Source organism: Hymenobacter sp. 15J16-1T3B, from assembly GCF_020711235.1.
Classification (GTDB): domain Bacteria; phylum Bacteroidota; class Bacteroidia; order Cytophagales; family Hymenobacteraceae; genus Solirubrum.
Window position 1 is genome coordinate 262,606 of the sequence record NZ_JAJFAV010000004.1, and the last position, 19,606, is coordinate 282,211.

Sequence of the window (19,606 nt, forward strand, 5' to 3'; positions counted from 1 at the left end):
AGTCACTTGGTTCCAGGTGGGGCCGTTTTCAGTTAATGCTTCTTGTACCGTTGTACCCCGAGAGGAAGAATTGCCGCGCTTCGCTCGCAATGACTACTTATGGACTGCCGCCGGCAGTACGCGGCGCCGGTTTCCTTCCGTACCTTGCAGGCTGATTTACCCCTGATTATCATTGGAACACGGAATTTGCGCCCTGAGCGTCGTGCCGGTGCGCGCCGAACCTTCGGATAAAGCCGAAATCGTCACCCAGCTGGTGTTCGGCGACTGTTACACCGTGCTGCTCACGCAGGGCAACTGGCAGCAGATCCGCACCGCGGCCGACAACTACGTGGGCTGGATGGACCCCAAGCAGCACCAGCCCGTGTCGGCCGAGTACCTGGCCGCCTGGCAGGCCCAGGACCACCCGCGCAGCCTCGACGTGGTGCAGGTGGTGAGCAACGCCAAGGTGCGCGTGCCCATTACCCTGGGTGCCCGCCTGCCGTTTTTCGACGGCATGACCCTGCGCCTCGGCGACGAGGCCTATTTCTACAACGGCGCGGCCACCAATCCCGCCAACGGGCACGGCCTGCAGGGGCCCACCGACAAGCGCACCGCCCTGCTGCTCAAGGCCGGGCAGCTGTTTTTGAAGGCGCCCTACCTCTGGGGCGGCCGCACGCTCTTCGGCGTCGACTGCTCGGGGCTGATGCAGCAGCTCTACGGCCTCATCGGCGTGCAGCTCCCGCGCGACGCCCGCCAGCAAATCGACCACGGCCAAATCGTGCACTTCGTGGCCCAGACCCAGCCCGGCGACCTGGCTTTCTTCGACAACGCCGAGGGCAACATCATCCACGTGGGCATGCTGCTCGACGACCAGCAAATCCTGCACGCCAGCGGCGAGGTCCGCATCGACCCGCTCGACCACAACGGCATCTACAACCGCCAGCGCCAGAAGTACACCCACAAGCTGCGCCTGATCAAGCGCCTGTTGCCGGAGTAGCCAGCGGCGCGCCCCGCTGCTGTTGTCCGTGGCTACGGTAGCACCGGCCCTCATTGCCAGCGAAGCGCGGCAATCCTTCCTCCAGTAGCAGAAACGCTAGGACCAGCACCGCCCGAAACCAGCAGCTGCAGTTTCGGGCGGTTGCTTTTTTGGTGGGTACTTGGTGGGCCGGTTGGGCCGCGGGAGGCAGGATTGTTTCGCGTTGCTCGCAATGACGGCCAGTATCACCGTCTGCTGGTTGAATCGTTGGCCGCTGCTGCCAGTTTTGCGGTGGTTTCGATTTGAACCAAGCCCTTGGCTGCGTGGTTGCTAAATCGGCTGGAATCCCCTAGCTTACCGCTAGTTCCAGCTGCTTACACCACCGCGCGTATGGATCAAAAAGTGCTTGTACTCAATGGCGACTATACTGCCATTACCCTGTGCAGCGTGCAGAAGGCCTTCGTGTTGCTTTACCTCGACAAAGCCGAGTTGATTGCCAACAAGGAAGGGGCTTTTTTGCGTACCGTCAGCAAGGCGTACCCCAAACCCAGCATCATCAAGCTGCAGCGCTACGTGCGCGTGCCGTACAAGGGCATTGCCCTGAGCCGGCACAACATCATGAAGCGCGACGGATTCCAGTGTCAGTACTGCGGCTCGACCAAAAACCTGACCCTGGACCACGTGCTGCCCCGCAGCCGCGGCGGCGACTCCAGCTGGGGCAATCTGCTCACGGCTTGCGCCCGCTGCAACCACTCCAAGGGCCACCGAACCCCCGAAGAGGCCGGCCTCGTCGTCAGACAGAAGCCCAGGAAACCTACCCTGTCGAGTTTCCTCAAGCTTAGTGCCGGCACCATCGACCAGACGTGGCACGCATACCTCAACTGACACCGGCGTAGCAACCTGCTACCCGGTTTTTTTGTGGCCTTGACTTGCCGAGGGCAAGACCAAAAACGCCTGTCATCCTGAGGTGCCTCCTCTGCCTGCATAGTGCCGACCGCAAATCAGTACTGGCATACCGAGCGCAGCGAGACTTCCGGGTAAACGAAGCTATCCGAATGTCTCGCTGCGCTCAACACTGTAATCAAGAAGCGCAGCCGCGACCCGACCAAAAGGACATTGGTGGCTGCGCTAGCGGAACGTCCTTCGGCTGCGCCTCCGGATAACAGACGAACACAAACGGCCCGGCAGACAAATCTGCCGGGCCGTTCTGGGCTTAAGAGCGGCTACTGCTTACACCAGCGGCTCGCGCCGGGTGGTGTAGCGGTTGTCGCCGCTGGGGGCGGTGGCGCCGGTGAAGTCCAGCAGGTCTTGGGTTAGGCGGTCCTTGCCGTCTTCGGTGGCGAAGAGGCCGTGCGGCTCACCGTCGTACTTGATGTAAGTGGCGCTGGGTAGCAGCTTGGCCAGCTGGTCGCCGCTCGATTCAATCGGCACGGTCTTGTCACTGGTGCCGTGGATGATAAGCGTGGGCACCTGAATGCTGCGCACGTCCTGGCGGAAGTCGGTTTCGCTGAAGGCGCGCACGCACTCCTCGGTAGCATGCGGGGCGCCCTGCAGGCAGATCATCTGCATCCAGTCGAGGGTGGCCTGGCTCACGGGCTTGCTCACCACGCCCACGCCGTAGAACTGCTTGCCGAAGGTTTGCAGGAAGTCAGGACGGTCCTGGCGCAGGTTTTTCACCATGTCGTCGAAGGCGTCCTTGTCCACGCCGTCGGGGTTGTCATCGGTTTTGAGAAGGTAGGGCGTCACGGCCGACACGAAGGCCACTTTGCTGACGCGGGCACCGCCGTAGCGCGCCATGTAGCGGGCTACTTCGCCGCCGCCCATGGAAAAGCCCACCAGCGTCACGTTTTGCAGGTTCAGGCCTTCGAGGAGGGCGTTTAGGTCCGCGGCCAGGGTATCGTAGTCGTAGCCGTTCCAGGGCTTATCAGATTTGCCGAAGCCGCGCCGGTCGTAGGCAATGACGCGCTTGCCGTAGTGGGCCAGCGTGTGCGACTGATGCTCCCACATCTGGTGGTCGGCGGGCCAGCCGTGAATGAGCACGACCGGGTCGCCCTGCCCCCAATCCTGATAAAACAAATTGATGTCTCGGCCCTGGGCATCTTGGCCTACTTTGATAAAGCTCATGGTGTGGTTGGTTGTGGGTTAGATTTGCCCAAGACATACTTGTAAACTGTGGCCGAGGTTGTCGGCAAACTAACCCTGCGCGCGGGGCTAATTAGACGAACTGCGCCATCAATGGCAGTTGATAATCGGTGAATCGGGCCGGTGGGTCGATAAATATTTTTTGCCGGACGGCGTATAGTTGAGCAGTTCCGTCCGCCGCTACCTTGCCGGCTCTTCCCGTTTGTTATGCCGCACCCGCTTCGCTTTGCCAGTGCCCGCTGGGGCTGCCTCGCCCTCGGCTTGCTAGCTGCCTGCCACTCCCGCCAGGACGCCGGCACCGCCACCACCGCGCCACCCGCTGCCCCGCCCGCAGCGGCTGCGGTGCCCGCCGATTCGCCTGGAGCTTGGTACCGGCAGTACCGCGGCCTGCTGCCGGGCACTGCCGATAGCATCACTTTGCACCTGCAGGCCTGGCCGCGGCAAGCCAACGACTCGGAGTCGGCCGGCGTGGCGGGCTCCTACACCGGCCCCGACGGCCACCCGTACGAGCTGTTCGGCGACTACGAAGCGCCCGCGTCGGCCGACAGCTTCGTGCTCGTGGACTACAGCCCCGAGCACAACCCCGGCGAGAACAACGCCGGCATCCGCTGGCAGCTCCGGCGGAACGGGCCGGCGCTGACGGGCACCGTGGGCGGCCAACCGGTGCGCCTGCGCGAAGCCCGGCCCCTGAGCAGCCTGCCGCTGACGGCGCGCTTCTTCCAGGATTCCGTGGCGGCGTACCCGGGCCAGGCCGCTTCGCCCCACGCGCAGCTGCGCCTGCTGGCCTTGCTGCCCGGCGGCACCAGCAAGGCGGCGGCCGCCCTGCGCGACAACCTGCTGCGCCACCTGCGCGGCGACACCCTAGAAACCCAAGCCGCCCCGACGCTGGAAAAGCTGTGGCAGCAGCGCCGCCAGGAGTACGCCCGGGACTATCAGCAGGACGCCAAGGAGCGGCAGGGCGAAGCCACCGGCGACTCGCTGCCGAGCTACGCCCTGCGCTACGACAGCCAGGAGTTGATGCGCGTGCTCTGGAACCGGGCCCCGCTGCTGAGCCTGGGCTACTTCCGCTACAGCTACACCGGCGGCGCCCACGGCAGCTACACCACCGACGTACTAACCTACGACACGCGCAACGGCCGCCCGCTGCACTTCGACGACCTCTTCCGCCCCGGCGCCAACGCCCAGCTAGGGCCCCTGCTCGACGCGGCCGCCCGGCGCAGCTTCGGCCTGGCCCCCGACGCCCCGCTCGACGGCCCGCTGTTCGAAAAGCACGTGCCCGCCACCACCAACGTGTTCTTGACCGACGGCGGGGCCACGTTCGTGTACGGGCCGTACGAACTGGCTTCGTTCGCCCAGGGCGAAATCCGCCTGTTTCTCTCCTTTGAGGAGCTGAAGCCGCTGCTGCAGCCCGGCCTGCCCATCGGCGCCGACGTCGCGCGGCACTAAGCAAGGCGGCAGGCGGGGCTAGTCGTCGGCTTCCAAGATGAACAGCTCCTCGACCGGCTTGGCAAACAGCCGCGCCACTTTCAGGGCCAGCACCGTGGAAGGCACGTACTTGGCCTGCTCCATGGCGTTGACGGTCTGCCGGCTCACGCCGATGCGGCGGGCCACGTCTTCCTGCGTGAGGCCCAGCGCCACCCGGGCCAACTTGAGCTTATTCAGCATAGCGGGCGGCGCGGCTGGCGCGGTAGAGCACGTAGTGGAAGCGCAGCAGAAACAGCACCAGCGGCGTGAACATGCTGTACACCATCAGGTCGAAAAACAGCCAGTCGTAGGTCAGCACCAGCGCCAGGGCCAGCAGGGCGTAGTTGACGTACAGCGCCCAGAGCAAGGATTCCAGGCGCAGGCGCATGATGAATTCGTCCTCGGCCCGCTCGCGGGAGCAGGCGGCCAGCAAGGCGCCGGCAATGCACAGCAAGCCGCTGAGTTCGGGCAGAAAGTTGTGCCGGCTGCGCGTGTCGGCGTTGCCAAGAAGCGGGTCGAGGCGCAGCCACGCCGGCAACTGCCAGGTGAGGACGGCGGGCTCCAGCTGAAAATGCAGGTACAGCACGCCCAGCACCACGCCGGCGGCAAACAGCACCCAGCCGAGGGCCTTGTAGCGGTGCGGAAATAGGAAACGGGTATTCATGAGGGTAACAATCAAGTACGCTGCAATTGTAAACTATACTTTACATAAAGTCAAGCGAGGTTTACATATTGGATCCGGCTAATTCAGTTCGGCGGGAACGTGCCGCGGCCAATGGGCGTATGGCAGGAGCAGCGGGCCGCCGCGCCCGACTGAAAACTGACCAAGCTCATCCGGCAAATCCGGGGCGGCCGCAGTCCGTAGCCGGCTCCGCGCCGTACCTTTGCCGACCATACCGTTTACCCACCCGCATGTCCGTACCCAAGTTTGCCGCCGTCCGGCAGAAAGAATCCTTTCACTACGAGCTGAAGCGCCGCGTCAACGAGTACTTCGAGCAGGCCGGCACGGCCCCGACCGGCAACGCCACGCTCTTCACCAAAGCGGCCCTGCTCACCGGCGCGCTGCTGTTTCTCTACGTCCACCTCGTATTCTTCACGCCGCCCACCGGCTGGGCCATCCTGGAGTGCGTGCTCATGGGCGGGGTAGGGGCGGCCATCGGCTTCAACGTGATGCACGACGGGGCCCACGGCTCCTTCTCCAAGCACGGCTGGCTGAACCAGGCGGCGGCGTTTACGCTGAACGTGTTCGGCGGTAACTCCTTCATGTGGAACATGAAGCACAATCTCATCCACCACATGTACACCAACATCGACGGGGTGGATGACGACATCGACGCGCAACCCTGGCTGCGCCTGAGCGAGACGCAGCCGCGCCGCGCCCTGCACCGCTACCAGCACTACTACTTCTGGTTCTTGTACGCGCTGTTCTACCTGGCCTGGGTGGTGATGATGGACTACCAGAAGTACTTCAAGGGCGCCATCGGTTCGGTGCCGCTCAAGAAGATGACCTGGCAGGACCAGCTCACGTTCTGGGGCTTCAAGGTGCTCTACCTCGGCCTGTTCGTGGCGCTGCCCATCTACACCGTCGGCCTGCTGCCTTGGGTTATCGGCTTCCTGATCTTTGCCGCCGTGGCCGGCTTCTCGCTGAGCCTGGTGTTCCAGCTGGCCCACACCGTGGAGCCCGCCACCTTCCCCGTGCCCGATCAGGAAACCTTCAGCCTGGAGGACGAGTGGGCCGTGCACCAGCTCAAGACCACCGCCAACTTCGCCACCAACAACAAGCTGGTGACCTGGCTGCTGGGCGGGCTGAACTTCCAGGTGGAGCACCACCTGTTCCCGAAGATTTCGCACGTGCACTACCCGGCTATCAACAAGATCATCAAGCAGGCCTGCGCCGAATTTGACGTGGTCTACAACGAATTCCCGCGCATGCGCTCGGCCGTGCTGTCGCACGTGTTGTTCCTGCGCCAGCTGGGCCGCGCCTAAGCACCAAGCCGGCGTTTATCTTTGGAGGGCCGCTGCCGTTGGGTAGCGGCCCTTTTTCATTGCCACGCTGAACAACGCGCGGCCGGCGGCCGAGAGCTGATGCAGCCCCTCGCCGCCGGCGCCCGGCCCCGTACCGCCGATGCTGCTCCCCGTTTTCTCCCTGCTTTCCTGGCTGGCCGCGCCGGCCGCCCCGCCGGCCATTTCGCTGCAGCGCGAGCGGGACCAGATCTACGCCTGGCTGGCCTACGCCGTGGTATACCAGGATTGGCAACCCACCGCCCAACCCGATTCCAGCCGGGGCTACAACATCGGCTCGGTGCTGGTGAATGCCGACGGCTACGTGGTGCACTGGGGGCGCAACTGCATCAACGCCACCCGCAACCTCACCCAGCACGGTGAGGTGCGGCTCATGCAGAGCTACCTGCAGCGCACCCGGCAGCGGGCCCTGCGGGGCTATACCATCTACACCACATTGGAGCCCTGCGCCATGTGCTCGGGCATGATGACGCTCACGCAAGTCACGCGCACCGTGTTTGGGCAAAGCGACCCGGAATACGGCAACGCCCTGCAGCGCCTGCAACTCGACTCCCGCGCCTGCGGCCCCGGTCACTACGGCCCCTATCCGCGCGCCGTGGAGGTCAGCCAGGCCCCCGACGCGGTGTCCTGCGCCATCGACTCGGCCTACGACCGGCACCGCGCGGAGCGCATCGTGCAGTTTTTGGCCAGTGCCGCGGTGAGGCCCCTCTACGCCCGCGCCGCGGCCCAGCTGGCCCGCTACCGCGCCCAGCACCCCGATAACCAAGTGCGCCTCGACAGCGCGCGGCGCTTTCTGGCCCGCTTGCCCAAGACCGAAGAGTTGCGCTAAGGCACCCGAGTGGCTACTTCAGCCCGGCAAACTTGCGCTGCATGATGACCTCTACCGGCTGGTCTTCGATTTTGCTTTCCAGCCAGGAAATGATGTCGAGGTAGAGGAAGGGGCGTCGCTCGTAGGGGTTGGCCGATATGGCCAGCAGCTGGTCTTTGAGGGTGCGAAAAGCATCCTTGAGCTGGCCCGGCGTGAGGCGGCCCACGGTGCGCAGAAAGCGGAAAATCTCAATCTGCATCTGCTGCTGTTCGTTCATCTTGCCGAGGAAGCGGTAAACGGAGCGTATCTGGTAGTCCAGCATTTCGTCTTCGCCGGCCTCGTAGTGCGCAATCAAATTCAGGATGCGGGCAAAGCACTGAATGTCTTCGCGCAGGGTCACGTCCTTGTACTGAATGATGCGGTTCAGGTACTCGATGGCCTTGTGAAAGTGCCCGCTGCCGAAGTACAGGCTGGCAATTTTGTAGTAGAACACCAGCCGGCGGTGCAAGTCGAGCTGGGGCTGGAAGAGCACCAGCTTTTCCAGCAGCTCGGGCATGAGCTGCAGACCCGCCGTGAAGCGCCCTTCCAGAAACACCGCGTTGATTTTGTGGGTGTAGATGTACTGAAACAGCAGCAGCTCGAGGTTGGGCGTGGGGCGCGTGAGCGTGGTCGCAAACTGCTCCAGCTTGGTCAGCGTAGCAGCGAACTTGCTGTAGTAAAGCAGATTGTAGAGCGCCGCCAGCAGGTTGTGCAGGCCTTTGATGTAGAGCATGGGCTGCTGGGTCTGCATCTCGGGCGCCTGCTCAAACAAATCTACCCACTTCTGCGCGTAGCGGTAGCAGGCCCGGAAGTCCTGGGTGATGGTGTAGAACCACACGTGGGCCTGGTAGTAGTAGAGCCGCTCGAAAAAGCCGGCCTGGCGCACGTCGATGCCCACCAGCGCCGCGTGAAACCGCAGGCTGATCTGCCGGGCGTCGGCCTGGCTACGGGCGTGGCCCACCCGCAAATACAGCCCGTACATGCGCAGAGCCACGTTTGAGAGCCGGTGCAGCTGCGCCACCTGCTGCACCGTGGCCAGGGCTTCCGCCGACAGGTCCTCGGCCCGGCCGCGCAGGCTGCGCGTGATATACTGGCCCTCGATGTGCTTCTCGAAATCCAGGGCCATCAGGGCCACGTGGGGCAGCTGCAGCTGCTGGGCCTGCTGCTTGGTTTTGTCGAGCATGCGCAAGGCCTGCTGGTAGAAGCCCTTGTTGTAGAGCACGCGGGCGTAGTCGAGCTGCTCGTGAAGCTGGATGTCGACGTTCTGGCCGGCGTGGTACTGGCGCAGGCTGCTGAGCAGCTGCCGGTAGAGGTTGGCCTTAAGGTTGGCCAGCTGCACCTTGCGAATGGCCGGCACCTGCTGCAGAATGCGCTCCTCGTCGTAGGCCGGCAGCGCGTCGAGGGCGTCGAAGAGCTGCAGAAACTTCAGCTCTTCGGCGGCGCCCTGGTGCCCGCTAAACAGCCGGAAATGCCGCTTCTCGGTGCGCGTCAGCGACTTTACCAGCTGAAATACGGGGTCGGTACTGCCGTTGGGCATTGTAGCGGGTTTTAGGGCAATGTGCTGGCTATTAGTGCTTTGTTGGGCGAGGTAGCCGGGGTGAAGATGGTAGCGGGCTGCAAAAGTAGTTTTCGACGCGCGCCGGGCCGGTGGTATTTGCGGGCGGCATTCGGGTAGCCTCGTGCACCGGCCTGGCGCGCCAACTTCTTCATGCCCACGTCACTGCACCCGGCGGCCACTGCCAGCCGGGCGGCGCAAGCTAAGGAGGAAGCCCGCCCGGTCGGCTACCCGATAGCCGGAAAATAATCCGCCCCCGTTCGTCTGCGCGTCCGGAGCGCCGCTCACCGCTCCGGACTCCCCGCCCCGCCGGTGCGCGCCGCGCGGGGAAGGCGTCCGGCCGCTGGCCGCCCCGGCCTTTCGTCGCCCCGCGCCGGAAGGCTTTTTACTGCGTCCGCCCTTTTCGTTTCGTTCGATGTACTTCACCAGCCACACCGTCGCTTTTCTCGACGGCGAATTCCTGCCGGCCGCACAGGCCACCGTCGGCGCCTACGCCCAGTCGCTGCACTACGGCTACGCCGTATTCGAGGGCATCCGGGCCTACCGCACGCCTGCGGGCCCGCGCATGTTCAAGCCCCGGGAGCATTTCGAGCGGTTTCACTATTCCTGCCAAGCCATCGGGCTGCCGCTGACGTATTCGGTGGAGGAGCTGACCGAAATCAGCTACCGGCTGCTGGAGCTGAATGGGCTGCAGGACGCCTACATCCGGCCGCTGGCCTTTGCCGGAGCGCCCAACATGAGCCTGCAGTGCCCGCCGGCCGGCAACCTGCTCGTGGCCGTGTGGGACTGGGGCAAATACCTAGGCGACCGGGCCCTGCGCCTGACCATCTCGCCCTACGAGCGGCCCAACCCCAAGGCCGTGCCCATCGAGGCCAAGGTGGCCGGGCACTACGCCAACTCCATCATTGCCAGCACCGAGGCCAAAAACCGGGGCTTCGACGAGGCCTTGCTGCTCGACATGCACGGCCACGTGGCCGAGGGGCCGGGTGCCAACTTCTTTTTCGAGCGCGACGGGGAGCTGTTCACGCCGCCGGCCGGCAGCATTCTGCGCGGCATCACCCGCAACACCATCATCGACCTGGCCCGCGAAGCCGGCATCCGCGTCACCGAAACGTTTTTCCGACCCGAGGAGCTGCGCACGGCCACCGGTGCTTTTATGACGGGCACCGCCGCCGAAGTCGTGGGCGTAGCTGCCATCGACGAGTTGGTGTTCGACACGCCTTTCGCCCAAACCCTCGGCGCCGGCTTGGCCCGACGCTACACCGCGCTGGTCACGGGGCAAGCAGTGCCGGCCGAATCAGCCTAGGGGCGACGGGGCCTACAGCTGCAGCGCGTGGGGAGGCTCACGCTACGCCGTTTGGGTAGCTCTATCACCTCTTTCTAGGAGCGCGACAATCGGCTTTGGGTATCGTATACGGTTGTTTTGCTACCTGCTGATAAACAGATATTTGCGTTTTAAGGCGGCCCTTTTGGAAATAGTACGCCTGCCGCAACATTGTTTTTGCTGCCCCCGCCCGGCGGTGTTCTTGCGACCAGCAATTCGCTGAACCGAACCCGAAGCTCATGGCAGCTCAAAAAGTACAGATCTTCGACACCACCCTGCGCGACGGGGAGCAGGTGCCGGGGTGCAAGCTCAACCGCGACGAAAAGCTTCTCATTGCCGCCCAGCTGGAACTGCTCGGCGTCGACGTCATCGAGGCCGGCTTTCCGGTATCGAGCCCCGGCGACTTTGCCGCCGTGCAGGCCATTGCCGCCCAGGTCAAGGACGCCACCGTCTGCGGCCTTTCGCGCGCCGTCGAAAACGACATCCGGGTGGCGGCCGAGGCCCTGCGCGGGGCCCGCCGCCCGCGCATTCATACCGGCATCGGTACCTCCGACCTGCACGTGCGCTACAAGTTGCAGACCACCCGCGAGGACGTGCTGCAGCGTGCCGTGGCGGCCGTGAAGCTGGCCAAGAGCTTCGTGGAGGACGTGGAGTTCTACGCCGAGGACGCCGGCCGCACCGACAACGAATTTCTGGCCCGGGTGTGCGAGGCCGCCATCCGCGCCGGGGCCACCGTGCTCAACATCCCCGACACCACCGGCTACTGCCTGCCCGAGGAGTACGGCGCCAAAATCAAGTTTCTGCGCGAAAACGTGACCGGTATAGCGGGCGTCACGCTTTCCACCCACTGCCACAACGACTTGGGCATGGCTACCGCCAACTCCATGGCCGGCGTACTCAATGGAGCCCGGCAGATCGAGTGCACCATCAACGGGGTAGGGGAGCGGGCCGGCAACACGGCCCTGGAGGAAGTGGTGATGATTCTGCGCCAGCACCCCTACCTGCACCTCGATACCGGCATCAATACCCGCCTGCTGGCCGAAACCTCCGCCATGGTGTCGCACCTGATGTGCATGCCGGTGCAGCCCAACAAAGCCATCGTCGGCGCCAACGCCTTTGCCCATTCCAGCGGCATTCACCAGGACGGCGTCATCAAGCACCGCGAAACCTACGAAATCATCGACCCGCGCGAAGTCGGCGTGCCCGACTCTTCCATCGTGCTGACCGCTCGCTCGGGCCGGGCCGCCCTGGCTTACCGCTTGCAGAAGCTCGGGTACGATCTGGAGCGCGCCGCCCTCAACCAGGCCTATGCCTCCTTCCTGACGCTGGCCGACCACAAAAAGGAAGTAGTCGACCACGACCTGCACGTGCTCGTGGAGCAGGAAAATCTCGTCACCGCCGGCTAGGCCTGACGCCAAACGTCATGCCGAGCCCTGCCAATACATCTCGCGTGCTGGCATTGAACAATTGGAACAACACGTCATGTCGAGCGTAGCCGAGACATCTCGCGTGCTGATGCCAGGTAGTAATTACTATCCGGCGAGATGTCTCGGCTACGCTCGACATGACGGTCGAATTAGTCGCATAGCCCAATTCCCACCCCGCCTATTATGGCCAACACTCTCTTCGACAAAATCTGGGACGCACACGTGGTCAGCTCCATTGCGGGCGGCCAGGACGTGTTCTACATCGACCGGCACCTCATCCACGAAGTCACCAGCCCGCAGGCCTTCGACGAGCTAGGCGCGCGCGGGCTGCCGCTGTTTCGGCGGGCGCAGATGGTGGCGACGGCCGACCACAACGTGCCGACCCGCAATCAGCACTTGCCCATTGCGGACCCGCTGTCCCGCTCGCAGGTGGATAAGCTCACCGAAAACTGCCAGAAGTACGGGGTGGAGCTGTTTGGGCTGGGCCACCAGCGCCAGGGCATCGTGCACGTCATCGGGCCGGAGCTGGGCCTTACGCAGCCGGGCATGAGCATCGTGTGCGGCGACTCGCACACCTCCACCCACGGCGCCTTCGGGGCCATTGCCTTCGGCATCGGCACCAGCCAGGTGGCGCAGGTCATGGCCTCGCAGTGCCTGCTCTTGAGCCGGCCCCGGCGCATGCGCATCACCGTCGACGGCCAGCTGCGCCCCGGCGTGACGGCCAAGGATCTGATTCTCTACATCATTGCCCAGCTCGGCACCGGCGGGGCCACCGGCTACTTCGTGGAATACGCCGGCGAGGCGGTGCGCAGCCTGAGCATGGAAGGGCGCATGACCGTATGCAACATGAGCATCGAAATGGGGGCCCGCGGCGGCCTGATTGCCCCCGATCAAACCACCTTCGCCTACCTGCAGGGCCGGCCCTACGCCCCGCAGGCCGAGCGGTGGCCCCAGGCCCTGGCCTATTGGCAGACGCTTTACACCGACGAGGAAGCCGAATTCGACGCCGAGGTGCGCTACGACGCGGCCGACATCGAGCCGATGATAACCTACGGCACCAACCCCGGCATGGGCCTGGCGTTGCGTACGCCCATTCCGCTGACGGTGGCGGAGGGCGAAACGGCGGGCTTTCACAAGGCGCTGCAGTACATGGGTTTTCAGCCCGGCGAGTCGCTGCTGGGCAAGCAAATCAGCCACGTGTTCATCGGCAGCTGCACCAACTCCCGCATCGAGGATTTGCGCACCGTGGCGGCCTACGTGCGCGGCCGGCAGAAGGCCCCGCACGTGGAGGCCATCATCGTGCCCGGCTCCAAGGCCGTGGAGCAGCAGGCCCGCGCCGAAGGCCTCGACCAAGTACTGGCCGCGGCGGGCTTCGAACTGCGCGAACCGGGCTGCAGCGCCTGCCTGGCCATGAACGAGGACAAGATACCGGCCGGCGCCTACTGCGTGTCGACTTCCAACCGCAACTTCGAAGGCCGCCAGGGCCCGGGCGCCCGCACCCTGCTGGCCAGCCCGCTGGTGGCGGCCATTACCGCCGTCGAGGGCCGCTTGGTCGACGTAGCGGCCCTGCTCGAAATCATTTCCCGCACCGAACCGGCCGGCACAGTGGCCGTCAGCGCCTAGCTCATGGAAAAGTTTGCAATTCTGCGCTCCGGCGCCGTGCCGCTGCCGGCCGAAAACGTCGATACCGACCAGATTATTCCGGCCCGCTTTCTGAAAGCTACCTCGCGGGAAGGCTTCGGCGAGAATCTATTCCGCGACTGGCGCTACCAGCCCGACGGGCAGCCCCGGCCCGATTTCGTGCTGAACAACCCGCGCTACGCGGGTCAGATCCTGCTGGCGGGCAAAAATTTCGGCTGCGGCTCCTCGCGGGAGCATGCCGCCTGGGCCCTGTACGACGCGGGTTTCCGGGTGGTCATCAGCAGCTACTTCGCCGACATCTTCCGCGGCAACGCCCTGAACAACGGCCTGTTGCCGCTGCAGGTGTCCGAGGCGGTGCTGCAACGGCTGCTGGCCGAGGTGGAGCGGGAGCCCGGCACCGGCTTCATCGTTGATCTGGCCCGGCAGGTGCTGTTCGTGCCGGTGTGGGAGGAAAACATTGCCTTCGACATCGACCCCTACAAGAAAGAGTGCCTGCTCCACGGCTACGACGACATCGATTTCCTGGTCAACCAACAAGCGGCCATTGCGGCCTACGAACAGCAACGGGTATGGGCATACTGAGCAAGAAAATCACCGTGCTGGCCGGCGACGGCATCGGCCCCGAAGTCTGCCGCGAAGCCATCAAGGTGCTCGACGCCGTGGCGGAGCGTTTCGGCCACGCGTTTGACTACGACCACCAACTGATGGGCGCCTGCGCCATCGACGCCACCGGCAACCCGCTGCCCGAAGCCACGCTGCAGGCCTGCTTCCGGGCCGACGCGGTGCTGCTCGGCGCCATCGGCGACCCGAAATACGACCACAACCCGGCCGCCCCGGTGCGCCCCGAGCAAGGGCTGCTGCGCCTGCGCAAGGCGCTGGGCTTGTTTGCCAACATCCGCCCCGTGACGGCCTACGACGTGCTGCTGGCGCACTCCCCGCTGCGGCCCGAACGCATCCAGGGCACTGACCTGCTCATCTTCCGCGAGCTGACCGGCGGCATCTACTTCGGCGAAAAAGGACGCACGGATGACGGCGCGGCCTACGACCACTGCACGTATTCGCAGGCCGAAATCGAGCGGATAGCGCACTTGGCATTTCAGTCCGCCGCAACGCGCCGCCGCCAGCTTACCCTGGTCGACAAGGCCAACGTGCTGGAAACGTCCCGGCTCTGGCGCGAGGTGGTGCAGCAGCTGGCCCCCGCGTACCCCACGGTGCAGGTCGACTACCTCTTCGTCGACAACGCGGCCATGCAGGTGATTCTGAACCCGCGGCAGTTCGACGTCATCCTGACCGAAAACATGTTCGGCGACATCATCAGCGACGAAGCCTCGGTTATTGCCGGCTCCCTGGGGTTGCTGCCCTCGGCTTCGGTGGGCAGCACGGTGGCCCTGTTCGAGCCCATTCACGGCTCCTACCCGCAGGCGGCCGGTAAGGGCATTGCCAACCCCATTGCCGCCATCCTCTCGGTGGCCCTGATGCTGGAGCACTTCGGGCTGCTGGAGGAAGCCGAGGCCGTGAAAGCCGCCGTGCAGCAGGCACTGACCCAGGGCGTGCTCACCCCCGAGCTGAACGCCGACCAGCCCAGCGGCACCGCCCAGGTCGGCAGCTACATTGCCGCCCAGGTGGCCGCGCACGACGAGTCGCCGCTGTACCTGGAAAACATCGGCGTGGGGCTGAGCACGATTATCTGACCGAATTTGAAAGCTGACCGCCGCCGGGCGCCCGTCGTGGTAACGGGCGTCCGGCGGCGGTTTTGCGTTTCGCCGCCTAGCTCGGCGCTAACCCTGCGGGCGAATTGCTGCGTAACTCTACGTTCACCTGCCTGCCCCGCCATGAACACTCCCGACTCCACGGCCAATAACAACCAGCTCGTCCGTTACCGCCTCGCCCTGCCCGCCATGACCGACGACGCCAGCGTGGTGAAAGCGCGCGAAGTGCTGCAGCAGCACCAGCTGCTCGTCGACCGCGTGGCCCCGGGCGAGGCGGTGGTGGCCTCGGCTACGGGTGCCGAGCCGGACTGGCCCGTTATCAAAGCGGCCCTGCAAGCCGCCGGGCTGGCAGTAGCGCATACCACCACCGTGGACGAAGGCTAGTCCGAACCAGCCGCGTAGGGCCCCGCTGAGCACCGGCGCCGCTGCCTGCGCGGTATTTTGCCCGGATGGGTTGTATTTGGTGGGATGACGCCAAAAAATAGTTTTCCAGTATAAAGCTGGCCCACCGGCTGGGTTAGCCGCTTTTCGGGCCAGCGCGCCGCGGCGGGCCGGAGCGCCTGAACCAGACCAGCTAGTGCGCCGTTGGAATAAGCGTAACTCGCGGCAGAAACGCTGCCGCTGGAGCTGCGACCTATCGTCGGAGGGGTTCTTCGGCTCGGCTTCGGTGCCTGCGGATGCAGGCAGCCGGGGCGCATCACCCTTGCCCGAATGTCACTCCCCAAATTCGCCGCCTCCCGTTCTTTTCATGCCGAACTAAAACGCAGAATCAGCCTCCACTTCGAAGCCACTGGCACCTCTACGGCCGGTAGTACCGGCCTGCTTTCCAAAGCGGTGCTGCTGCTCGCGGGGTTTGTGGCGTTGTACGTACACCTGGTGTTCTTCACCCCGCCCGTGGCCGTGGCCTTGCTCGAAGCGGTGCTGCTCGGCGGCTTTATTGCCGCCATCGGCTTCAACGTGATGCACGACGGGGCCCACGGCTCCTTCTCGCGCCACAAGTGGCTGAACCACTTCGCCGCCTTTACCCTGAACGTGCTCGGCGGCTCGTCCTTCATGTGGAACATGAAGCACAACGTGGTGCACCACGCTTACACCAACATCGACGGCATCGACGACGACATCGACGTGCAGCCTTGGATGCGCCTGAGCAGCACCCAGAAACGCTACCGCCTGCACCGTTTCCAGCACCTGTACTTCTGGTTTCTCTACTGCATGCTCTACCTGTCGTGGATTTTCGTGATGGACTACCAGAAGTACTTCAAGCGCAAAATCGGGACGGTGGAGCTGAAGAAAATGGCCCTGAGCGACCATCTGGTGTTCTGGGGCTTTAAGGTGCTCAACTTCGGGCTCTACGTAGCCCTGCCCATTTACACGCTCGGCTTCCTGCCCTGGCTGGTGGGCTTCCTCACCATTACCTGCGTGGCGGGCTTTGTGCTGAGCTTGGTGTTTCAGCTGGCCCACACCGTGGAGCACACCGCCTTTCCCATGCCCAACGAAGCCTCGCTCAAGATGGACGACGAATGGGCCATTCACCAGATCAAGACCACGGCCAACTTCGCCACCAACAGCCGCGTCATCAGCTGGCTGGTCGGCGGGCTGAACTTCCAGGTGGAGCACCACCTGTTCCCGAAGATTTCGCACGTGCACTACCCGGCCATCAACAAAATCATCAAGCAGGTGTGCCAGGAGTTCGACGTGGCTTACAACGAATTCCCGCGCATGCGCTCGGCCGTCCTGTCGCACGTGTTGTTCCTGCGCCAGATGGGCCGCGCCGCGTAAGGCGGCTCCCGACAACCTCCTACGAAACGGCCGGCGCTTGCGTCGGCCGTTTTTGTTGCCGGCTCACATGCTTATGTGGGTGCGAATGGTAGCCAGCAAAGGAGGATTTGGGTTATTTTGTATAACCCTCACGGCCGCCCGTCATGGAGCAAGCTTACCACACCCCGCCCGACTCGCCTCTGCACGACGTGCTGCGCCAGTGCTGGCAAATGGAACGTACGGCCCCGACGCGGGCGCACGAAACCATTATTCCGAAGGGGCTGGTCGAAATCATCTTCAACCTCAACGACCGGGAACCGGTAACGGCCCAGATCGAAACGCAGGCGTTTCAACTGCCGCGCTGCTTTCTGAGCGGTTTCAACTCCGTGCCGGTGCAGACCTGGATGCCCCGGCAGCACAGCTTGTTCGGCGTGGTGCTGCACCCCAGCGCCGCCGCCCGCATTTTCCGGGTCGAAGCCACCGACTTTGTCAACCAGTGCCTGGACTTGACGCTGGTGCACGCCCCGCTGCTCGACCTCTGGCACCAGTTGCTGGAGCACCCCGGCTTCGCCGAGCGCGTGGCCCTGGTGCAGCGCTGGCTGCTGCCGCTGCGGCCCGAGCCCACGGCCCAGGAACGGTTTCTCAACGACTACCTCAACCGCGGCGCCGCGCCCGACCTCACCGTGCCCGCCCTGGCCGACCAGCTCTGCTACTCGCCCCGGCACCTCACGCGCAAGCTGCAGGCTTTGACGGGCATGAACGCCGAGCAAACCCTGCTCTACCAGAAATACCGCCGCGCCGTCGAGCTGATGCACACCACGGAGCTGACGCTGACGGAAATTGCCCACGCCTGCCAGTTCACCGACCAGGCGCACTTCAGCAAAACGTTCCGTGGCTTCGCCTGCCTTGCGCCCCGGGAGTACCGCCGCCGCAAAAGCCACCTGCCCGGCCACCTGTTTGCCGACGTGGGGTAGGGGCGAATGTCCGTTACGTACAAGTTGCCGGGCGGGCCGGCGCAGACCTTTGTGGTACATCAACCAACCCCACAACGGCTATGAAAACCAACCTGCCCACCTCCCCGAACCCGACCTTGCCCCACACCATCGACAACGGCCTGGGCGAGCAACTCACCTTCGTGCGCGTGGAGCCCGAGCCCGACGGCGACCGGCTCATCGTCGAAAACGCCGTGGCACCCGGCCACGGCCCGCTCATGCACACGCACTGGTTGCAAGACGAAGCCCTCACCGTGGTTAAAGGCCTGATGGGCTACCAGATTCTGGGCCAGCCCGCGCAGCTTGCCCGGGAAGGCGAAACCGTCGTGTTCAAGCGCGGCGTGCCCCACCGCTTCTGGAATGCCGGCGACGACACCATGAATTGCCGTGGCTGGGTGAAGCCCGCCAACACCCTCGTGTACTTCCTCTCCGCCGTGTACGACGCGCAGCTGAAGTCCGGCAAGCCCGAACCGGAGCAATTCGACGCCGCCTACCTGATGATGCGCTACGCCAGCGAATACGACCTGCCGACCCTGCCCACCTTCGTCAAGCGCGTTATTATCCCCGCCACGTACCGGGTGGGCAAGCTGCTGGGTAAGTACCGGAAGTTCAAGCATGCGCCAGCGCCGGTGCTGGCTTAGTATGTAATTCTGCTGGTGTCGAGGCCGACGTTTAACGCGTCGGCCCTGGCTGATAAAAGCGTCTGTTGCTTGATCGTTTCTGCTTTTTTACCTGCTGCATGATGTCACCCACCGTTTTTAATCTAGGCCAGTTACTAATCAGTTTGCGCCGTCTCCCGAACCGGCCAGCCGAATACCGAGTCGGCTTTTCTGCGAATGGTGAGCCGGGCTGCTCCCCGCAGGCGAGCAAACTGCTGCGTCAGCAAGCCCTGCTAAGTCAATTGTTTTGGCTGCTTACCGCTGGTATGGCAAGCACGCTGCTAAGCGGCCTGCTGGAGTGAGTTTGACGCACTAACCGGCACTAAAGAACATTAAGCAGGTGTGCTAGGAGTGGGGCGTAAGGTCTGTGAATTCTCGCGTACATACCCGGCGGTGCCTTACCGCATGTTGCTCCTGCGAAAGATGGGACAGGCGTAGAAACCAAAAACTAAAGCAAAAGGAGATTCTAATTGCTAGTCAGAGGCTCCTTTTGCTTTTTGATCGTACTCCTTTGGCTGAAGCTCGCTTTGAACTAACCGCCAGCCTTGCTTTAAAAACGATTCGGCTTCGGAGCCTATATAGCAGCCGAATTCTAGCTTCTTAAAATGCTTCGTCAGGGTCCGGCGAAAGAACTTGTATGTTGACAAGGCATACTTCGATTTTGATGCTGTACCGATTGTGCCTTCAATAAGTACCTCGGCTCTGAAGATGCCTCCAGGACGAATAGTGATTGTGTCTGGATTAATTAGCTGATCAATAGCATAGTTAACGCTGCCTTTGCGTTGAGGGATGGCCCGCGTTTGAATAGTGCTATTGGAGGCTAGAACAAGATAGTTTGGGGACTGAGCAGACACTTGTTCAGCAATGCCTAACTCTGGGACGAGAGCAAGCGAGGAATAATAAAGTACATCCGAGGTGTCAAAAAGGCCTGTTGCACAGTATCGAACGGCTAGCCTAGATTCTACATCAATAATGAATGGTAGTAAGTCGTGTTTGGTGGCGAAAAATCGCATGAGAGCAATCGGATAGGTCGTTGATTGCCAAACGTAAGGGTATTTATTCCTCGCTCAAAATCCGTATCTTTGCGGCCCGCCAAGGTGGCGGAACGGCG

At 63.5% G+C, this 19,606-nt stretch carries 19 protein-coding genes; 14 read left to right on the forward strand and 5 right to left on the reverse strand.

Going from position 1 to position 19,606, the window contains the following annotated elements; genetic code table 11:
* Nucleotides 1-172: 172 nt before the first annotated feature.
* A complete protein-coding gene (locus LJ737_RS09135; protein ID WP_227764904.1) occupies nucleotides 173-976 on the forward strand; it encodes a C40 family peptidase in 804 nt (267 codons plus the stop codon).
* Nucleotides 977-1,345: 369 nt separating this feature from the next.
* Nucleotides 1,346-1,840, forward strand: a complete 495-nt coding sequence (locus LJ737_RS09140) for an HNH endonuclease (RefSeq protein ID WP_227764907.1) — start codon at nucleotides 1,346-1,348, stop codon at nucleotides 1,838-1,840.
* Between the two features lie 345 nt (nucleotides 1,841-2,185).
* Here LJ737_RS09140 and LJ737_RS09145 read toward each other — a convergent pair whose 3' ends face one another.
* Nucleotides 2,186-3,079 (reverse strand): alpha/beta fold hydrolase, encoded by an 894-nt coding sequence (locus LJ737_RS09145; protein WP_227764908.1) that lies wholly within the window; start codon nucleotides 3,077-3,079, stop codon nucleotides 2,186-2,188.
* A gap of 225 nt (nucleotides 3,080-3,304) precedes the next feature.
* On the opposite strand from LJ737_RS09145, the gene LJ737_RS09150 reads away from it, so the two are divergent.
* Nucleotides 3,305-4,543, forward strand: a complete 1,239-nt coding sequence (locus LJ737_RS09150; RefSeq protein WP_227764911.1) for a DUF3298 and DUF4163 domain-containing protein — start codon at nucleotides 3,305-3,307, stop codon at nucleotides 4,541-4,543.
* A gap of 18 nt (nucleotides 4,544-4,561) precedes the next feature.
* Here the strand turns inward: LJ737_RS09150 and LJ737_RS09155 are convergent, their stop codons facing one another.
* Both LJ737_RS09155 and LJ737_RS09160 read right to left on the reverse strand, forming a co-directional pair.
* Nucleotides 4,562-4,762, reverse strand: a complete 201-nt coding sequence (locus tag LJ737_RS09155; protein WP_227764912.1) for a helix-turn-helix transcriptional regulator — start codon at nucleotides 4,760-4,762, stop codon at nucleotides 4,562-4,564.
* Nucleotides 4,752-5,225, reverse strand: coding sequence for a hypothetical protein (locus LJ737_RS09160; RefSeq protein WP_227764914.1), 474 nt, complete (start codon nucleotides 5,223-5,225; stop codon nucleotides 4,752-4,754). The genes LJ737_RS09155 and LJ737_RS09160 overlap by 11 nt, the downstream gene beginning before the upstream one ends.
* A gap of 248 nt (nucleotides 5,226-5,473) precedes the next feature.
* Here LJ737_RS09160 and LJ737_RS09165 point away from each other — a divergent pair, with 248 nt between their 5' ends.
* Both LJ737_RS09165 and LJ737_RS09170 read left to right on the forward strand, forming a co-directional pair.
* Complete coding sequence (locus LJ737_RS09165; protein ID WP_227764916.1) at nucleotides 5,474-6,547, forward strand: fatty acid desaturase family protein; 1,074 nt, start codon at nucleotides 5,474-5,476, stop codon at nucleotides 6,545-6,547.
* A gap of 139 nt (nucleotides 6,548-6,686) precedes the next feature.
* A complete protein-coding gene (locus LJ737_RS09170) occupies nucleotides 6,687-7,412 on the forward strand; it encodes a nucleoside deaminase (RefSeq protein WP_227764918.1) in 726 nt (241 codons plus the stop codon).
* 13 nt (nucleotides 7,413-7,425) lie between these two features.
* On the opposite strand, the gene LJ737_RS09175 is transcribed toward LJ737_RS09170, so the two are convergent.
* Entirely contained in the window at nucleotides 7,426-8,967 is a 1,542-nt protein-coding gene (locus tag LJ737_RS09175) for a hypothetical protein (protein ID WP_227764921.1), read from the reverse strand.
* Nucleotides 8,968-9,400: 433 nt separating this feature from the next.
* On the opposite strand from LJ737_RS09175, the gene LJ737_RS09180 reads away from it, so the two are divergent.
* The 9 genes from LJ737_RS09180 (at nucleotide 9,401) to LJ737_RS09220 (ending at nucleotide 18,477) form a co-directional block, all read left to right on the forward strand.
* A complete protein-coding gene (locus LJ737_RS09180) occupies nucleotides 9,401-10,291 on the forward strand; it encodes a branched-chain amino acid transaminase (RefSeq protein ID WP_227764922.1) in 891 nt (296 codons plus the stop codon).
* 257 nt (nucleotides 10,292-10,548) lie between these two features.
* The gene (locus LJ737_RS09185) at nucleotides 10,549-11,715 is read left to right on the forward strand and encodes a 2-isopropylmalate synthase (protein ID WP_227764923.1); all 1,167 of its coding nucleotides are present in this window, start codon (nucleotides 10,549-10,551) and stop codon (nucleotides 11,713-11,715) included.
* Nucleotides 11,716-11,919: 204 nt separating this feature from the next.
* The gene (leuC, locus tag LJ737_RS09190; RefSeq protein ID WP_262907872.1) at nucleotides 11,920-13,359 is read left to right on the forward strand and encodes a 3-isopropylmalate dehydratase large subunit; all 1,440 of its coding nucleotides are present in this window, start codon (nucleotides 11,920-11,922) and stop codon (nucleotides 13,357-13,359) included.
* A gap of 3 nt (nucleotides 13,360-13,362) precedes the next feature.
* The gene (gene leuD / locus LJ737_RS09195) at nucleotides 13,363-13,959 is read left to right on the forward strand and encodes a 3-isopropylmalate dehydratase small subunit (RefSeq protein ID WP_227764925.1); all 597 of its coding nucleotides are present in this window, start codon (nucleotides 13,363-13,365) and stop codon (nucleotides 13,957-13,959) included.
* Entirely contained in the window at nucleotides 13,947-15,068 is a 1,122-nt protein-coding gene (gene leuB / locus LJ737_RS09200) for a 3-isopropylmalate dehydrogenase (RefSeq protein ID WP_227764927.1), read from the forward strand. The genes leuD and leuB overlap by 13 nt, the downstream gene beginning before the upstream one ends.
* A gap of 141 nt (nucleotides 15,069-15,209) precedes the next feature.
* Entirely contained in the window at nucleotides 15,210-15,470 is a 261-nt protein-coding gene (locus LJ737_RS09205) for a hypothetical protein (RefSeq protein ID WP_227764929.1), read from the forward strand.
* Nucleotides 15,471-15,797: 327 nt separating this feature from the next.
* Nucleotides 15,798-16,865, forward strand: coding sequence for a fatty acid desaturase family protein (locus LJ737_RS09210; RefSeq protein ID WP_227764930.1), 1,068 nt, complete (start codon nucleotides 15,798-15,800; stop codon nucleotides 16,863-16,865).
* Nucleotides 16,866-17,008: 143 nt separating this feature from the next.
* Complete coding sequence (locus tag LJ737_RS09215) at nucleotides 17,009-17,818, forward strand: helix-turn-helix transcriptional regulator (protein WP_227764933.1); 810 nt, start codon at nucleotides 17,009-17,011, stop codon at nucleotides 17,816-17,818.
* Nucleotides 17,819-17,898: 80 nt separating this feature from the next.
* Nucleotides 17,899-18,477: a cupin domain-containing protein gene (locus tag LJ737_RS09220; RefSeq protein WP_227764935.1), complete on the forward strand. Its 579-nt coding sequence runs from the start codon at nucleotides 17,899-17,901 to the stop codon at nucleotides 18,475-18,477.
* 491 nt (nucleotides 18,478-18,968) lie between these two features.
* Here LJ737_RS09220 and LJ737_RS09225 read toward each other — a convergent pair whose 3' ends face one another.
* On the reverse strand, nucleotides 18,969-19,508 hold the full coding sequence (locus LJ737_RS09225; protein ID WP_227764938.1) for a hypothetical protein: 540 nt from the start codon (nucleotides 19,506-19,508) through the stop codon (nucleotides 18,969-18,971).
* Nucleotides 19,509-19,606: the final 98 nt, after the last annotated feature.

Excerpts from the sequence above, each read along its gene's own strand:
- LJ737_RS09215 (WP_227764933.1), top strand. The coding sequence starts at position 17,009 with ATGGAGCAAGCTTACCACACCCCGCCCGACTCGCCTCTGCACGACGTG.
- LJ737_RS09180 (WP_227764922.1), top strand. The coding sequence starts at position 9,401 with ATGTACTTCACCAGCCACACCGTCGCTTTTCTCGACGGCGAATTCCTG.
- LJ737_RS09175 (WP_227764921.1), bottom strand. The coding sequence starts at position 8,967 with ATGCCCAACGGCAGTACCGACCCCGTATTTCAGCTGGTAAAGTCGCTG.
- LJ737_RS09165 (WP_227764916.1), top strand. The coding sequence starts at position 5,474 with ATGTCCGTACCCAAGTTTGCCGCCGTCCGGCAGAAAGAATCCTTTCAC.
- LJ737_RS09155 (WP_227764912.1), bottom strand. The coding sequence starts at position 4,762 with ATGCTGAATAAGCTCAAGTTGGCCCGGGTGGCGCTGGGCCTCACGCAG.
- LJ737_RS09160 (WP_227764914.1), bottom strand. The coding sequence starts at position 5,225 with ATGAATACCCGTTTCCTATTTCCGCACCGCTACAAGGCCCTCGGCTGG.
- LJ737_RS09220 (WP_227764935.1), top strand. The coding sequence starts at position 17,899 with ATGAAAACCAACCTGCCCACCTCCCCGAACCCGACCTTGCCCCACACC.
- LJ737_RS09205 (WP_227764929.1), top strand. The coding sequence starts at position 15,210 with ATGAACACTCCCGACTCCACGGCCAATAACAACCAGCTCGTCCGTTAC.
- LJ737_RS09210 (WP_227764930.1), top strand. The coding sequence starts at position 15,798 with ATGTCACTCCCCAAATTCGCCGCCTCCCGTTCTTTTCATGCCGAACTA.
- leuC (WP_262907872.1), top strand. The coding sequence starts at position 11,920 with ATGGCCAACACTCTCTTCGACAAAATCTGGGACGCACACGTGGTCAGC.
- LJ737_RS09225 (WP_227764938.1), bottom strand. The coding sequence starts at position 19,508 with ATGCGATTTTTCGCCACCAAACACGACTTACTACCATTCATTATTGAT.
- LJ737_RS09185 (WP_227764923.1), top strand. The coding sequence starts at position 10,549 with ATGGCAGCTCAAAAAGTACAGATCTTCGACACCACCCTGCGCGACGGG.
- LJ737_RS09170 (WP_227764918.1), top strand. The coding sequence starts at position 6,687 with ATGCTGCTCCCCGTTTTCTCCCTGCTTTCCTGGCTGGCCGCGCCGGCC.
- leuB (WP_227764927.1), top strand. The coding sequence starts at position 13,947 with ATGGGCATACTGAGCAAGAAAATCACCGTGCTGGCCGGCGACGGCATC.
- LJ737_RS09150 (WP_227764911.1), top strand. The coding sequence starts at position 3,305 with ATGCCGCACCCGCTTCGCTTTGCCAGTGCCCGCTGGGGCTGCCTCGCC.
- leuD (WP_227764925.1), top strand. The coding sequence starts at position 13,363 with ATGGAAAAGTTTGCAATTCTGCGCTCCGGCGCCGTGCCGCTGCCGGCC.
- LJ737_RS09140 (WP_227764907.1), top strand. The coding sequence starts at position 1,346 with ATGGATCAAAAAGTGCTTGTACTCAATGGCGACTATACTGCCATTACC.
- LJ737_RS09145 (WP_227764908.1), bottom strand. The coding sequence starts at position 3,079 with ATGAGCTTTATCAAAGTAGGCCAAGATGCCCAGGGCCGAGACATCAAT.